Below are 14,738 nucleotides of genomic sequence, written 5' to 3' on the forward strand. Positions count from 1 at the left end.
GCGAGCCATGACCTCACCCGACCTCCCCGCCGAACTGCGCGCGGCCCTCAACGCCAGGCTCGAAGGCCTGTCGCGCAGCGACGCCGCCGGCCGCGCGGCGGTGATCTCGCAGACCTATCGCGAAGGCGGCGGCTCCTCGACGATCAGGACCGAGACCGATGCGCTGGCCTATGCGCTGGCGCGGATGCCGGCGACCTATGCTGCGGTCGTGGCATGTCTCAATGCGCTGACCGAGATCAGGCCGGACTTCGCGCCGGCGCGCCTGCTCGATGTCGGTGCCGGTCCGGGGACCGCGACCTGGGCCGCCGCGGAAGCGTTCACGTCGCTGCGGGACTTCACTCTGCTTGACGCCAATGGCGCGTTGCAGACGCTCGCCGAGGGGCTGTTTCACGGCAGTATTCGCCTGCATGACATCAGCTACGAACTCGGCCAGGCGCGTGCCCTGCTCGGTAAGGCCGAGCCCGCCGACCTCGTCGTCGCCAGCTACATGATCGGCGAGCTCGGCGACGCGGAGCGCGGGGCGCTGGCCGATGCGCTGTGGTCGAAAACCAGCGACACGCTGCTGGTCGTCGAGCCCGGCACGCCCGCCGGCTATGCGCGGATCATCGCACTCCGCGCGCGATTGATCGCTGCGGGTGCGCATGTCGTTGCCCCCTGCCCGCATGACGGCGGCTGTCCGCTGGTCGCGCCCGACTGGTGCCATTTCTCGCAGCGCCTGCAACGCTCCCGCGCGCACAAGCAGCTCAAGGGCGCCAACGTCCCGTTCGAGGACGAGCGCTTCGCCTATGTCGCGCTGAGCCGCACCAAGGCCGCGGCACGCCTGTCCCGCGTGCTGGCGCAGCCGGATCTCGGCAAGGTCGAGATCGCGGCCAAGCTGTGCACGCCCGAGGGCGTCACGGTCGCCAGAGTGCCGCGCCGTGCCAAGGGCGATTACGCCCGCGCGCGGCACTGGCGCTGGGGCGATGCGGTCTAGTTACTTGCGTCGTCCCGGCGAAGGCCGGGAGGTGGATTCACATTCGAAGTGCAACACTTGAGCAAAAGCCTCGGCAGGCGTGCGGTAGTCAAGGCATTTGCGCGGGGTGTTGTTGTAGGCGGCGATGAACTGGCGGAATCTGGCGGTCGAGAGGGTTACGAGATCGGTCTTGCGGGGAATAAAGCGGCGCATCCTGCCGATGGCGTTCTCGATGCCGCCCTTCTGCCAGGGGGCGTGGGGATCGCAGAAGAAGGTCTCGATCGAGAGGCGGTGCAGCGCCAGGTGACCGGCGAACTCGGTGCCGTTGTCGAAGGTCACGGTCTGGCGCAGCTCTTGTGGCAGGGTCGCGAAGAAGCCCACGAGATGGCGGGCGACACCGCGCGCGACCTTGCTGGCAAGGCGGATGCCGAGCAGCAGACGCGAGGTGCGCTCGTGCACGGTCAGCACGGCCTGACCGTATTTCGAGAACATCATCAGGTCGGCCTCCCAGTGTCCGGGCACGCTGCGGTCGGCCACTTCGATCGGCCGATTTGCCAAGGAAACACGGCCTTCGATGAAGCTTGCGGGGCTGCCGCCCCTCTTGCCGCGGCGGCCGCGCTTGCTCTTGGCGCGCGGCAGATAGCGCCGCCAGTTGAAGTTCGTGGTGCGCCTGAGTTGGGCATAGATGAAGCGGTAGATGGTCTCGTGCGAGATCACCTTGCGCCCGGACTCGCGGGCCAGCCGGCCGGCGACCTGCTCGGGCGACCAGCCCCGGCGAAGGCGTTCCAACACCGCGCGGCGCAGGCCGGGCTCCCGTTCGAGGCGTCCGCCCGTCCAGCGCCGCGCTCGCATCTGGTGCTGGGCATAGTTTGGCTTGTAGCCGACCTGGCTCCCCCGATTGCGCCTCAGTTCCCGAGAGACCGTTGATGGCGAGCGATCCAGAGCTGCCGCGATTTGCCGGACCGAGCTGCCATTGGCCGATAGGCAGGCAATCTCGCATCGGTCGTCCAGAGAGAGCTGCTTGTAACTCCGCCCCATGGCAACACCTCCTCAAGGAAGTGTTGCACTTCGTTTGTGAACTCAGGGGACCCATAACCACCGAGGTTTGTTGCGAGTGAAGTCGTCGCCGCTTGCGCCCCTTCCGCGGGCCGCGGCGTATGGGTCCCGGCCTTCGCCGGGACGACGATATTGAACTAATTTGCGGCCATCACCGACTAACGCTTGCCCACCTTTCCGCGGCGGGCTGCCCTGCGCCCCGATCTTGGGCTACGGTGCCGCCGTCTCGTCCATCAGGAGCTGCCCCGTCATGTCGACCAGCTGGATCGTTATCGGCGTCATCGTGCTTCTCATGCTGTTTGCATTCGGCGCTTACAACCGCCTCGTGGCGCTCAGCCAGCGGGTCGGACAGGCCTTTGCCGACATCGACGTGCAGCTCAAGCAGCGTCACGACCTGATCCCGAACCTGGTCGAAACGGTGAAGGGCTATGCCGCGCATGAGCGCGGCACGCTCGACGACGTCATCAAGGCGCGCAATTCGGCGATGTCGGCGCAGGGTCCGGCCCAGGTCTCGGCGGCGGAGAACCAGCTCTCCGGCGCGCTCGGCCGGCTGATCGCGCTGTCGGAGGCCTATCCGGACCTCAAGGCCAACGCCAATTTCCAGCAACTCGCCTCGGAGCTGTCCGATCTCGAGAACAAGATCGCCGCCAGCCGTCGCTTCTTCAACAACGCGGTCCAGGAATACAACACCGGCATCCAGCAGATGCCGGCCGCGCTGTTCGCCGGCATGTTCGGCTTCACGCGCAAGGATTTCTTCGACCTCGGCGCCAGCCGCACGGAGGTCGAGGCGGCGCCGAGCGTGAAGTTCTGATTACTTCCTTCGAGATGACGCCCCTTCGGTCATTCCGGGGCGATGCAACGCATCGAACCCGGAATCTCATCTCACTCACTAATCTCGAGATTCCGGGTTCGCGCGTGCCACGTGCCCCGGAATGACGGTGGAAGCGGACGCGCACCATGGCCGCCTATGGTCTCTACACGCATATCGCATCGAACAAGTTTCGTTCGATGCTGCTGCTTGCCGGCCTGTTCCTGCTGATCTACGTGCTGGTCTATGCCGGCGCGCTGGTCGCGGAGGTGATGATCGATAGCGGCCGCACCGTCGACTATTACCTGACGCGGGCCTCGCGCGACCTGGTCTCGGCCTTCCCGTGGGCGACGATCGCGGCAGCGGCCTGGATCGTGATCGCCTATTTCTTCCACCAGAAGATGATCGATGCCGTCACCGGCGGCGAGAGCGTGACGCGGCAGCAAGAGCCGCGGCTCTACAATCTCCTGGAAAATCTCTGCATCTCGCGCGGCATCCCGATGCCGAAGCTGAAGGTGATGGACAGCCTGGCGCTGAATGCGTTCGCGACCGGACTGAACCGGAGCCAATACGCCATCACCGTCACCACTGGCCTGTTGAAGGCGCTGAACGATAAGGAGATCGAGGCCGTGCTCGGCCACGAGCTCACCCATATCAAGAACGGCGACGTGCAGCTGATGGTGATCGCCGTGATCATCGCCGGCGTGGTCGGCTTCTTCGGCGAGTTGTTCTTCCGCCTGTTCACAAACCTGTCGTGGAACTCGAGCGGCGGCGGAGGCGGCTGGTCGTCTTCATCCTCTCGCTCCTCGTCATCCTCCTCGGACCGCGACAGCAAGGGCTCGGGCGGCGGCGCGATCATCGTGATCATCATCGCGGTCGCGCTGATCGTGCTGGCCTGGCTGCTGTCGCAAGTGGTCAAGCTCGCGCTGTCGCGCTCGCGCGAATTCCTCGCCGATGCCGGATCGGTGGAGTTGACCAAGAACCCCGACGCGATGATCTCGGCGCTGCGCAAGATCGAGAACCGCGGCGAGCTGCCGGACGCCACCTCGGCGGTGATGGAACTCTGCGTCGACAATCCGCGCGAGGGGTTTGCCGACCTGTTCGCCACCCATCCCTCGGTGAAGTCCCGGGTCGATGCCCTGGTGAAATATGCCGGCGGCCACGATCCCGGACCGCTGGCGCTGTCGGACGAGACGGAGCCGCAGGATGAGCCGTCCGCGGCAGGCGACCAGCCTCCGCCGGCGACCCATGGCCCATGGGGCGATACGCCGCCGGCGCAGCCGAACAATCCGCCGCCGCTTCCGGGCACAACTCCCAGGCAGGGACCGTTTGGTCCGCTACAAGGTCCGCTCCAGGGCCCTTGGGGCCCGCGCCGCTGACCGCTTTAGCGGTTTGATTTGACCATGATTGCCTCGGAAAATCGGCTGCGCATTCTTCCGGATCATGGCCCTAGCTTACTCAGTCCATTAAGGAAATTCCCACCAAACCGATCGTGGGCGCCTTAAGGAATTGAATTCTCCCTCGTTTCTGCCATGTTCGCGCCCAAAGCAGTGTGGGGACTTGCCGATCGCCATCGCGATCGGGAGCGCGCTTTAAGGGACTTCCATGGCAAAGCCGGTTGTGATTGTGGTGGGTGCCGACAAGGGCGGGGTCGGCAAGACCACCGTCTCGCGGACGCTCCTCGACTATTTCAGTGCCAATAACGTGCAGACCCGGGCGTTCGACACCGAATCGCCGCGCGGGACGCTGAAGCGCTTCCATCCCGACATCACCGAGATCGTCGACATGACGACGACCGCGGACCAGATGAAGATTTTCGACACGCTGAACTCGGGGCCCTCGGTCACCGTGATCGACGTCCGCGCCGGCCTGTTGTCGCCCGCGCTGGCCTCGTTGCGCGATATCGGCTTCCTCGACGCAGCGCGCTCCGGCCAGATCACCTTCGCCGTGTTCCATATCCTCGGCCCGTCGATCGCCTCGCTGGACGAGATCGCCGAAACTGCCAACTTCATGAGCGGCGCGAAATATTTCCTGGTGAAGAACTTCATCAACGACACCCAGTTCTTCCAGTGGGACCAGGCGACCTACAATTCCTACTTCCACCGCATCAAGGATGCCGTGGACCTGACCATCCCGAAGCTCAACGAAATGGCCTATGAGCAGGTCGAGGTCTCCTCGGTTCCGTTCCTGAAATTCGTCGCCAACAAGGGCATCAACGACGACGCCGCCAACTACTCCTTCGTGCTGCGCGGCTATGTCCGGCACTGGCTCGCCAATGTCTGGAGCGAGTACGACCGGATCAAGCTGACCGACCTCGTCGGAGCCAAGTCGGCCAAAGGCGAAAAATAGTCAGATCTTCGACCTTGATGGGGCTGGATTAGGCGAAAATTTGGCCTGATATAGCGGGCGATGTCATCCACGCCCGTTTACATCATCTGCTCGCCCCGCCCGCAGGTCGGCAAGACGCTGATCGCGCGGCTGCTCGGCGAATTCCTGTTGCTCAAGAACGGCGACGTGGTCTGCTACGACATCAATCTGAAGGAGCCGTCGCTGCTCGACTACCTGCCGCGGATCACCGAAACCGCAGACGTGATCGACACCTACGGCAAGATGCAGCTGATGGACCGCGTCATCGTCAATGACGGCATCGGCAAGGTGATCGACCTCGGCTACCACGCGTTCGACGAATTCTTCAGAATGTGCGACGAGATCGGGCTGATGAAGGAGGCGCTGCGCCGTCGCGTCGCGCCGGTCATCCTGTACGTCGCCGATACCGACCGCGCCTCGGTGCGCGGCTACCAGACGCTGCTCGGCATGATCCCGCCGAATGCGCTGATCGTCATCGACAACGAGTTCGTGGTGCGCGGCGAGCTGCCGCCGGTCATGACCGCCAGCCGGGTGCTGCGCTTCCGCGCGCTGCCGGTGTTCCTGAAGACCTATATCGACCGGCTGAACTTCTCCTTCACCGGCTATCTGCGCCAGGAAAAGGATTCATCGACCGAGCTGCATCAATGGATCCGGCGGAATTACACGACGTTCCGCGATCTCGAATTGAGCGTGCTGTTGCAGCGGGGATGACCGTCGTCCCGGCCAAGCGAAGCGCGAGCCGGGACCCATAACCATCGCTGCGCGTTTGGCGAAAGCTGCGCCTACAGCGTCGCTCCACAATCACTGGTCGTGGTTATGGGTCCCGGCTTTCGCCGGGACGACGCGTGGAGGGAGCGGCGCTAATGTCCCTCGAACGCCATCAGCGTGCGCACCGGCACGTCCATCGCGCGCAGCTTGGCCGCGCCGCCGAGGTCGGGCAGGTCGACGATGAAGCAGGCAGCGACCACGTTGGCGCCGATCTGGCGCAGCAGCTTCACCGCGCCCTCCGCAGTGCCGCCGGTCGCGATCAGATCGTCGACCAGGATCCGCGCTCGCCGGGCTGCACGGCGTCGGCATGCATCTCCATCTCGTCGATGCCGTATTCCAGCGAATAGGCGATCCGCACCGTGGTGTGCGGCAGCTTGCCCTTCTTGCGGATCGGCACAAAGCCGGCGGAGAGCTGATGCGCCACCGCGCCGCCGAGGATGAAGCCGCGGGCCTCGATGCCGGCGACCTTGTCGACCTTCGCCCCCGCCCAGGGATGCACCAGCTCGTCGACCGCACGACGGAAGGCCCTCGCATCCGCCAGCAGCGTCGTGATGTCGCGAAACAGGATGCCCTTCTTCGGGTAGTCCGGGATGGTGCGAACGGTCGCCTTGATGTCGTGGTCGAAGGTCATTGGTCTCGCTCTGAGGGTCATTCCGGGGCGATGCGAAGCATCGAACCCGGAATCTCGAGATTCCGGGCCTGGTGCTAACGCACCATCCCGGAATGACGATGGTTAAACTTTGCCTTCACTTGCTACTCACATTAAGCCGGAATGCATTCTCGACAATGCGCAGGCCCACCTCGTTGCCGAGCGACATCAGCGATTCCGGGTGGAATTGCACGCCGCCGACCGGCAGGGTCTTGTGCTCGATCACCATCGCGACGCCGTCTTCGGTGGTCGCGGTCACCGCCAGTACCTCGGGCACGCTGTCGCGCTCGACAAACAGCGAATGGTAGCGGCCGATCACGATTTCATTGGGCAGGTTCCGCATCAGCCGGCCGCCGCGCACCTGAACGCGCGAGGGACGGCCATGCGCGGGCTGGCCGAGCTGGCCGAGCTGCCCGCCGAAATACTCGCCGATCGCCTGCACGCCGAGGCAGACGCCGAAGATCGGCAGCTGCTTCTCCAGCGCGGTGTCGATGGTCTTCGCGATGCCGAAATCCTCCGGGCGACCCGGCCCGGGCGACAGCACCAAAAGGTCCCAGCCCTTCTTCTTGAGCATGTCCTGGGCATGGACGTGCCTGACCACGGTGACGTTGGCGCCGACCTGGCGGAAGTAATCCGCCAGCATGTGCACGAAGCTGTCGTCGTGATCGATCAAGAGCACGTTCTTGCCGGAACCGGTGGCGTCGGGCGCGAAATCCGACAGCGGCTTCGGCGGATCACCGCGCAGCGCCTGGAACAGCGCCGCCGCCTTGACCTGGCACTCGCGATCCTCGGCAGCCGGATCCGAGTCAAACAGGCAGGTCGCACCGACGCGCACCTCGGCGAGGCCGTCCTTCATCCGGATGGTGCGGATAGTGAGCCCGGTGTTAATGCTGCCGTCGAAATTCACGCAGCCGATCGCGCCGGCATACCAGCGCCGCGGCGACCGCTCGTGATCCTCGACGAATTGCATCGCCCACAATTTCGGCGCGCCGGTCACGGTCACGGCCCAAGCGTGGGTCAGGAAGGCGTCGAGCGAATCGAAGCCCGGCCGCAGCATGCCCTCGACGTGATCGACGGTGTGGAACAGCTTTGAGTAGGTCTCGATCTGACGCCGCGCCAGCACCTTGATGGTGCCGGGCACGCAGACGCGCGCCTTGTCGTTGCGGTCGACGTCGGTGCACATGTTGAGCTCGAACTCGTCCTTCTCCGAGTTCAACAGCTTGCGAATCTGCTCGGCATCGCCGATCGAATCCGAACCGCGCGCGATGGTGCCCGAGATCGGACAGGTCTCGACCCGGCGGCCGTCGGAACGGACGAACATCTCCGGCGACGCCGAGACCAGGAATTCGCCGTCGCCGAGGTTCATCAGCGCGCCGTAGGGCGACGGGTTGATGCGGCAGAGCCGCTGGAACACTTCCGCCGGCGAGCGCTCGCAGGGCTCGGCAAACAGCTGCCCAGGCACCGCCTCGAACAGATCTCCGCGGGCGAACGCCGCGCGCGCGACCTCGACGGTCGCCTGGTACTCGCCCGGGGCGTGATCGGCAAAGCCCTGCCGGCCGTTCCTGGCGTAGAGGCTCGGCGCGGTCTCCTGCGACAGACCAGCCGTGGATTTGCCCTTCCACGCGAACTCGTAAGTGAGCGCCACGCCGCGGCCGGTGGCGCGGTCATAGGCCAAGAGACGGTCCGGCACGTAGAGCACGATGTCGCGCTGGTCGGCCTCGCGGGCGCGCTTCTGCACGAGATCTTCGATCTGGAACACGAGGTCGTAGGCGAAGGCGCCGAACAGGCCGAGCAGCGGATCGGCATTGGAGGTGAACGCCGCCACCATGTCGCGCACCAGCGACATCACGCTGGCGCGACGCGTGCGTTGGTCTTCCTCGACCGGCGCGGCGCCGCGGATGATATGGCCGGCGAGCCGCGTCGCACTCCGCTCCGAGATCACGACGCAGGGTTCGCGCAGCACGTCGCCGAGGAAGGCGATCAAGACCTCGCCGCGCGGGTTCAGCGCCTGCAACGAGAAGTTAGTGCCCGACGTCTCCAGCACCAGCGGCGGATCGGCGAAGCCGAGGTCAAAGCTCTCGTAGCGGCCCGGCACCGTCGTGCCCGAGGACAGCACCACGCCGCGGCGGCGGTCCAGCAGCGCGATCAAATCGTCGAGGCGGTTGGCGCCGCCGGTGAACTGCTCGACCACGCGCGCGACCGCAAGGCCGCCATTGGTCAGATATTCGCTTCGAGCCGGCAGGGAGAAGACTGTCCTGTTCATGTGATCCTCTTACGAGACTTGCCGAGAGAGCGCCACACAGGACAAACGAAGGGCAAATAAACGAACCATCGGTCGCACTGCGATGGCGACCTTCGACGTTTGTGAAAAAAGAAAACGCACCGGCCACCTATGAAAAGGTGGGCCACCAACGACGGGATGGGCTGGCAACGGTGCTCATGGCCCGTTACTCACCACCCGGCGCGGGCCGTGTCAAGGGATGGCGCGGCACCCCTGCCCCAGGGCGGGACGCCCCCTGGATGGCATTTTCGGGGTTTGAAGGGGCAAGAAACCGCGTAGCATTTGTCGAAATGGCGGCCGGTCGGCCGTCCAAAAAACAGACAGATGGCGGAGGCGCAGATGGCGATTTTGGGTCTCGGATATGCCGGCTTCGGCTCCGACGCGCTCGACGACTGGCGGCAGTTCGGCACTGGCCTCGTCGGGCTGCAGGCGGTCGAGCGCGGCAACTCGTTGCTCGCGTTCCGGATGGACGACCGCAAGCAACGCATCGTGATCGACCGCGCCCAGGGCGAAGGCACGCGGTTCTTTGGCTGGGAGGTGGCTGACGGTGTGGCCCTCGACGCGCTGGCGGCACGGCTGGAGCGCGCCGGCGTCGCGGTGATATCAGAGCCGCAGGCCCTCGCCGACGCGCGACGGGTGCGCGGCCTGATCTCGTTTCGGGATCCCGCCGGCAATCGTCTTGAGGCGTTTCATGGCGCCGAGATCGACGACACGCCGTTCAGGCCGGGCCGCTCGATCTCGGGCTTCCGCACCGGGCCACTCGGCCTCGGCCACGCCGTGCTGACCGTCGAGCACATCGCACCCGTGATGAGCTTCTATGTCGACGTGCTCGGCTTCGGCTTGAGCGACTACATCGAAAAACCGTTCCGCGCCTATTTCTTCCACATCAATGCCCGCCACCACTCGCTGGCGCTGATCGAGACCGGCACGAACGGCATGCACCATCTGATGGTCGAGCTGTTCTCGCTCGACGATGTCGGCCAAGCCTATGACGTCGCGCAGCAGGAAGACCGCGTCAACGTCACGCTCGGCCGCCACACCAACGACCTGATGACGTCGTTCTACGCGAGGTCGCCGTCCGCCTTCATGGTCGAGTGCGGCTGGGGCGGCCGCGAGATCAATCCCGCGAACTGGACACCGTTCGAGATGCATGACGGCCCGAGCCTGTGGGGCCACGAGCGGGTCTGGCTGTCGCCGGAGGACCGGGCGGTCGCGCGCGAGATGCGGATGCGTGCAGCCGCCGAGGGCAAGCGCGCACCGGTGCAAGTGATGGAAGGTAATTTCAAGCTGATGTCCGGGACCTGCCCGTGGTGGGACGGGGTGCGAAATAACAGCTGACAATCGGTAGCCCGGATGAAGCGCAACGCAATCCGGGCGACGAGCTATGCGTAGTGAGATGGCGCGCCTCACACTCACCTGTCGTCCCGGCGAACGCCGGGACCCATAACCACAGGGTGCAGTTGCTGGCGCATGACTACCAATCTGCCCATTACGGCGGTCGCGGCGTATGGGTCCCTGCTTTCGCAGGGACGACAGCTTGCTTGAGGATACACCTACCCTAGGTGCTTCTTGAAGAAGTCCGTGGCGCGGCCCCAGGCGAGTTCGGCTGCCTCGCGGTCGTGCACCGACTGGCGCTGCTCGTTGACGAAAGCGTGCTCGGCGTCATAGCGGAACAGCTCGAGCGACTTGCCGGCGGCCTTCATCGCCTTCTCGAAATTGCCGACGAGTTCCGGCGTGCACCAGTCGTCCTTGTTGGCGAAATGCGCCTGCAGCGGGATCCTGACGTCGGCGGGCTTGGCGGCCTGCTCCGGCGGGATGCCGTAGAACACGACGCCGGCGGTCAATTCCGGCACATGCACCGAGCCGATGATGGTCACCGCGCCGCCGAGGCAGAAGCCGGTGAGGCCGACCTTGGCGCCGTTCTTGGCGAGATACTGCGCAGCGCCACGCACCGTCTGCGTGGTGGCGTCCATGAAGTCGAGCGAGTTCATCTCTTTGCCCGCGGCATCGGTGTCGTGATATGGCACCACCTTGCCCTTGTAGAGATCGGGCGCCAGCGCATCGAAGCCAGCCACCGCGAAGCGGTCGCACAGGCCCTTGATCTGGTCCGACAGGCCCCACCATTCCTGGATCACGACGACGCCGGGCGCGTTGCCGCGCGCCGCATTGGCGAGATAGCCCGACGCTTCCTTGCCGTCCGGACGCTTGAAGCTGATGCTGGTACCCATGAGTTCCTCCGCAATGTTTGCCGGCTGATTGGCCGGCATCTTGTCCGCACTCGGCGGTCGACGCAATTGACGACACTGTCATTCCGGGTTCGATGCTACCGCGTCGCCCCGGAATGACGGAGAGATTGCAAACAAAAAAGCCCCCGAAGGGGCTTTTTCAAACTCGATATACCGTACCCCGAGATCAGTGGGCGTTGGCCCAGACCTTGCGCTTGGTGAAGTACATCAGGAAGGCGAAGACGACCAGGAAGAAGAACACCTGCATGCCGATCCGCTTGCGCTCCTCCATGTGCGGTTCGGCGGCCCACATCAGGAACGTGGTGACGTCATGCGCATACTGCTTGACCGTCGCCGGCGAACCGTCGTCGAAGGTCACCTGACCGTCGGACAGGGGCTTCGGCATCTTGATGGCGTGGCCGGGGAAGTACTTGTTGTAATACGAGCCCTCCGGGATCGTGACGCCGGCCGGAGCCTTGTCCTCGAAGCCCTGCAGGATGGCGTCGACGTAATCCGGTCCCTGCTCCTGGTACTGGGTGAAGAAGTCGATCGCGAACTGCGGGAAGCCGCGCTTGTAGGACCGCGCCTTGGTGATCAGCGAGAGGTCGGGGGGCGCCGCGCCGCCGTTGGCCGCGCGCGCGGCCTGCTCGTTCGGGAACGGCGACGGGAAGTAATCCGCCGGGCGGCCCGGACGCTCGAACATCTCACCCTGGTCGTTCGGGCCGTCCTTGATCTTGTACTCGGACGCGAAGGCCGCCGCCTGCGCCGGCGAATAGCCGGGGCCGCCGGGATCGGCAAGGTTGCGGAACGCGACATAGGACAGGCCGTGACAGGCCGCGCAGACTTCCTTGTAGACCTTCAAGCCGCGCTGCAGCGAACCACGGTCAAACTTGCCGAAAGGGCCGGAGAACGACCACTTCTGGGCCGGCGGCGCAGTGCCGCCCTCATCTGCCTTGGCGTTCTGGGTGCCGCCGACGAGCAGGCTGCCGGCCACCACCATCGCGAGCATTACAGAGGCCGCGGTCGCGGCCCTGCCCTTGCTCTTCGCCAGCACGTCGTCGGCGATCGAGTTCGGCACCGGGCGCGGCGTCTCGATGCGGGCGAGCAGCGGCAGCACGATCAGGAAGTAGGCGAAGTAGCAGACCGTCAGGATGCGGCCGGCGATCACATAGATGCCCTCCGGCGGCTGCGAGCCGAGGTAGCCGAGCAGGATGCAGACCACCACGAAGATCCAGAAGAACTGCTTGGCCAACGGACGATACTTCGACGAACGGGTCCGTGCGCTGTCGAGCCAGGGCAGGAAGCACAGGATGATGATCGCCGAGAACATCGCCACGACGCCGGCGAGCTTGTTCGGGATCGAACGCAGGATCGCGTAGAACGGCAGGTAGTACCATTCAGGCACGATGTGCGCCGGCGTCACGCCCGGGTTCGCCGGGATGTAGTTGTCGGCATCGCCGAGATAGTTCGGCATGTAGAAGATGAACCAGGCGAAGAAGATCAGGAAGCAGGACACGCCGAACATGTCCTTGATCGTCGCATACGGCGTGAACGGCACGGTGTCCTTCTCGGTCTTGGCCTCGACGCCGGCCGGGTTGTTCTGACCCGCGACATGCAGCGCCCAGACGTGCAGCACGACCACGCCGGCGATCACGAACGGCAGCAGATAGTGCAGCGAGAAGAAGCGGTTCAGCGTCGGGTTGCCGACCGAATAGCCGCCCCACAGCAAGGTCACGATGCTCTCGCCGAAATAGGGCACGGCCGAGAACAGATTGGTGATGACGGTGGCGCCCCAGAAGCTCATCTGGCCCCACGGCAGCACGTAGCCCATGAAGCCCGTCGCCATCATCAGGAGATAGATGATGACGCCGAGGATCCACAGCACCTCACGCGGCTCCTTGTACGACCCGTAATAGAGGCCGCGGAACATATGGATGTAGACGGCGAAAAAGAACATCGACGCGCCGCAGGCATGCATGTTGCGCAGCAGCCAGCCATAGTTGACGTCGCGGACGATCAGCTCGACCGACTTGAAGGCGAGGTCGGCGTGCGGCGTGTAGTGCATCGCCAGGATCACGCCGGTCAGGATCTGCAGCGCCAGCATCATCGACAGGATGGCGCCGAAGGTCCACCAGTAGTTCAGGTTGCGCGGCGTCGGATAGGCCACGAACGAGGAGTGGATCAGGCCGAAGATCGGAAGGCGCCGTTCGATCCACTTCAAGGCGGGGTTGCTCGGTTGGAAATCAGATGGTCCGCTCATTGATGCGATCCTGAAGAAGAAAAACGACGCGATGGGTCCAAGTGGAAGCTGAAATCCCGGAGGGGCCGGGACTTAGCCGATCTGGATTTTGGTGTCGGAAAGGAAGGCGTAGGGCGGCACCGCCAGGTTGGCGGGCGCCGGCCCCTGGCGGATACGACCGGAGGAGTCGTACTGCGAGCCGTGGCAGGGGCAGAAGAAGCCGTCGTAATTGCCCTCATGGGCGATCGGGATGCAGCCGAGATGGGTGCAGATGCCGATCACGACCAGCCACTGGTCGTGGCCGGCCTTGACGCGGGCCGAGTCGGGCTGCGGATCGGGCAGGCTCGAGAGCGCCACGCTCTGGGCCTCCTGGATCTGCTTCTTGGTGCGATGGCTGATGTAGATCGGCTTGCCGCGCCAGAAGACCTTGATGTCCTGGCCCTCGGCGATCGGCGTCAGATCGACCTCGATCGGCGCACCGGCCGCGATCGTCGCGGCATCCGGGTTCATCTGCGCAACCAGCGGCCAGACGGTGGCGGCTGCGCCGACCGCGGCGGCAGCTCCGGTTGCAACAAAGAGAAAATCACGGCGTGTCGGATGGTCCGCCGAAGACGCTGTCGTCACGATTCCTAGCCCTTTCTTTTCTGCAGCCGGTGGAACCGCCCCGGAGACGCAGGACGCGCCCCAAGAAAGGCTGCCGGCGCCCGCGGCCCCCGCGGCGGCAGAAAACCGCTATTCCCCACCCCAAATGGCGGAACAGCAGTCCAGAATCGTTCTATTGGCACCCTTGCCGGACGAGCGCAAGCCCGCTATCGGCTCGCACACGTGCAATGCACGAAATCCGCGCCGAGCGATGTTTTATTGAGACAATTTCATCCGGATTTCACAGGCCGCCCGCACCATGCAGATCGCGCTGTTCCAGCCCGACATCCCCCAGAATACAGGGACGATTCTGCGCCTCTGCGCCTGTCTGGACGTGGCAGCCCATATCATCGAACCGGCGGGATTCGACACCTCGGACCGGAATTTCCGCCGGGCGGGTATGGACTATCTCGACCATGTGCGGTTGAAGCGTCACGACTCGTGGTCGAAATTCGAGGAATGGCGGGCCGAGGCCGGATGCCGGCTGGTGCTGTTCACGACCAAGGCGGCGAAATCCTATCTTGATTTCGCGTATACGGCCTCCGATGTGCTGCTGTTCGGGCGCGAGACGGCAGGGGTGACCGACGCGGTGGTGGCGGCTGCGGATGCGCGGCTGGTGATTCCGATCCGGCCGACGATGCGTTCGCTCAATGTGGCCGTCACGGCGGCCATGGCCGTCGGCGAGGCGCTGCGGCAGACCGGTTCAGGAAGCGCCGGTTCGGGAATTGCCGGTTCGGCAACTTAAGGGATT

General features: G+C 64.8%; 12 protein-coding genes and 1 pseudogene. 7 read left to right on the plus strand and 6 right to left on the minus strand.

Annotated elements, in window-relative coordinates; genetic code table 11:
- Positions 1-7 precede the first annotated feature (7 nt).
- Entirely contained in the window at positions 8-973 is a 966-nt protein-coding gene (locus tag ACVWY5_RS29990; protein WP_028334783.1) for a small ribosomal subunit Rsm22 family protein, read from the plus strand.
- Here ACVWY5_RS29990 and ACVWY5_RS29995 read toward each other — a convergent pair whose 3' ends face one another.
- Complete coding sequence (locus tag ACVWY5_RS29995) at positions 974-1,990, minus strand: IS30 family transposase (RefSeq protein ID WP_456671729.1); 1,017 nt, start codon at positions 1,988-1,990, stop codon at positions 974-976. It abuts the gene before it with no gap.
- A 268-nt stretch (positions 1,991-2,258) separates the two neighbouring features.
- Here ACVWY5_RS29995 and ACVWY5_RS30000 point away from each other — a divergent pair, with 268 nt between their 5' ends.
- From ACVWY5_RS30000 to ACVWY5_RS30015, 4 genes are all read left to right on the plus strand, one after another.
- On the plus strand, positions 2,259-2,819 hold the full coding sequence (locus ACVWY5_RS30000) for a LemA family protein (protein ID WP_028333175.1): 561 nt from the start codon (positions 2,259-2,261) through the stop codon (positions 2,817-2,819).
- A gap of 146 nt (positions 2,820-2,965) precedes the next feature.
- Positions 2,966-4,195, plus strand: coding sequence for a M48 family metallopeptidase (locus tag ACVWY5_RS30005; RefSeq protein ID WP_028333176.1), 1,230 nt, complete (start codon positions 2,966-2,968; stop codon positions 4,193-4,195).
- Between the two features lie 226 nt (positions 4,196-4,421).
- Positions 4,422-5,165, plus strand: a complete 744-nt coding sequence (locus ACVWY5_RS30010) for a P-loop NTPase family protein (protein ID WP_016839706.1) — start codon at positions 4,422-4,424, stop codon at positions 5,163-5,165.
- Positions 5,166-5,225: 60 nt separating this feature from the next.
- Positions 5,226-5,894, plus strand: coding sequence for a P-loop NTPase family protein (locus tag ACVWY5_RS30015; protein ID WP_028333177.1), 669 nt, complete (start codon positions 5,226-5,228; stop codon positions 5,892-5,894).
- A 149-nt stretch (positions 5,895-6,043) separates the two neighbouring features.
- Here the strand turns inward: ACVWY5_RS30015 and ACVWY5_RS30020 are convergent.
- Together ACVWY5_RS30020 and ACVWY5_RS30025 are read right to left on the minus strand one after the other, a co-directional pair.
- Positions 6,044-6,582 (minus strand): annotated as a pseudogene (locus ACVWY5_RS30020) (adenine phosphoribosyltransferase).
- 115 nt (positions 6,583-6,697) lie between these two features.
- Positions 6,698-8,863, minus strand: coding sequence for an anthranilate synthase component I (locus tag ACVWY5_RS30025; protein ID WP_028333178.1), 2,166 nt, complete (start codon positions 8,861-8,863; stop codon positions 6,698-6,700).
- Between the two features lie 357 nt (positions 8,864-9,220).
- Here ACVWY5_RS30025 and ACVWY5_RS30030 point away from each other — a divergent pair, with 357 nt between their 5' ends.
- Positions 9,221-10,219 carry a VOC family protein gene (locus ACVWY5_RS30030; RefSeq protein WP_038377345.1) on the plus strand — a complete coding sequence of 333 codons (999 nt, stop codon included), beginning with the start codon at positions 9,221-9,223 and terminating at the stop codon, positions 10,217-10,219.
- A gap of 215 nt (positions 10,220-10,434) precedes the next feature.
- Here the strand turns inward: ACVWY5_RS30030 and ACVWY5_RS30035 are convergent, their stop codons facing one another.
- From ACVWY5_RS30035 to petA, 3 genes are all read right to left on the minus strand, one after another.
- Positions 10,435-11,109, minus strand: a complete 675-nt coding sequence (locus ACVWY5_RS30035) for a dienelactone hydrolase family protein (protein WP_028333180.1) — start codon at positions 11,107-11,109, stop codon at positions 10,435-10,437.
- A gap of 184 nt (positions 11,110-11,293) precedes the next feature.
- Positions 11,294-13,366 (minus strand): cytochrome c1, encoded by a 2,073-nt coding sequence (locus tag ACVWY5_RS30040; RefSeq protein WP_028333181.1) that lies wholly within the window; start codon positions 13,364-13,366, stop codon positions 11,294-11,296.
- Positions 13,367-13,438: 72 nt separating this feature from the next.
- Positions 13,439-13,969, minus strand: coding sequence for a ubiquinol-cytochrome c reductase iron-sulfur subunit (gene petA, locus ACVWY5_RS30045; RefSeq protein ID WP_016839713.1), 531 nt, complete (start codon positions 13,967-13,969; stop codon positions 13,439-13,441).
- Positions 13,970-14,246: 277 nt separating this feature from the next.
- Between petA and ACVWY5_RS30050 the strand changes: the two genes are divergently transcribed.
- Entirely contained in the window at positions 14,247-14,732 is a 486-nt protein-coding gene (locus tag ACVWY5_RS30050) for a tRNA (cytidine(34)-2'-O)-methyltransferase (protein WP_028333182.1), read from the plus strand.
- Positions 14,733-14,738 lie beyond the last annotated feature (6 nt).

The sequence above is a fragment of the Bradyrhizobium sp. USDA 3256 genome (assembly GCF_054058275.1).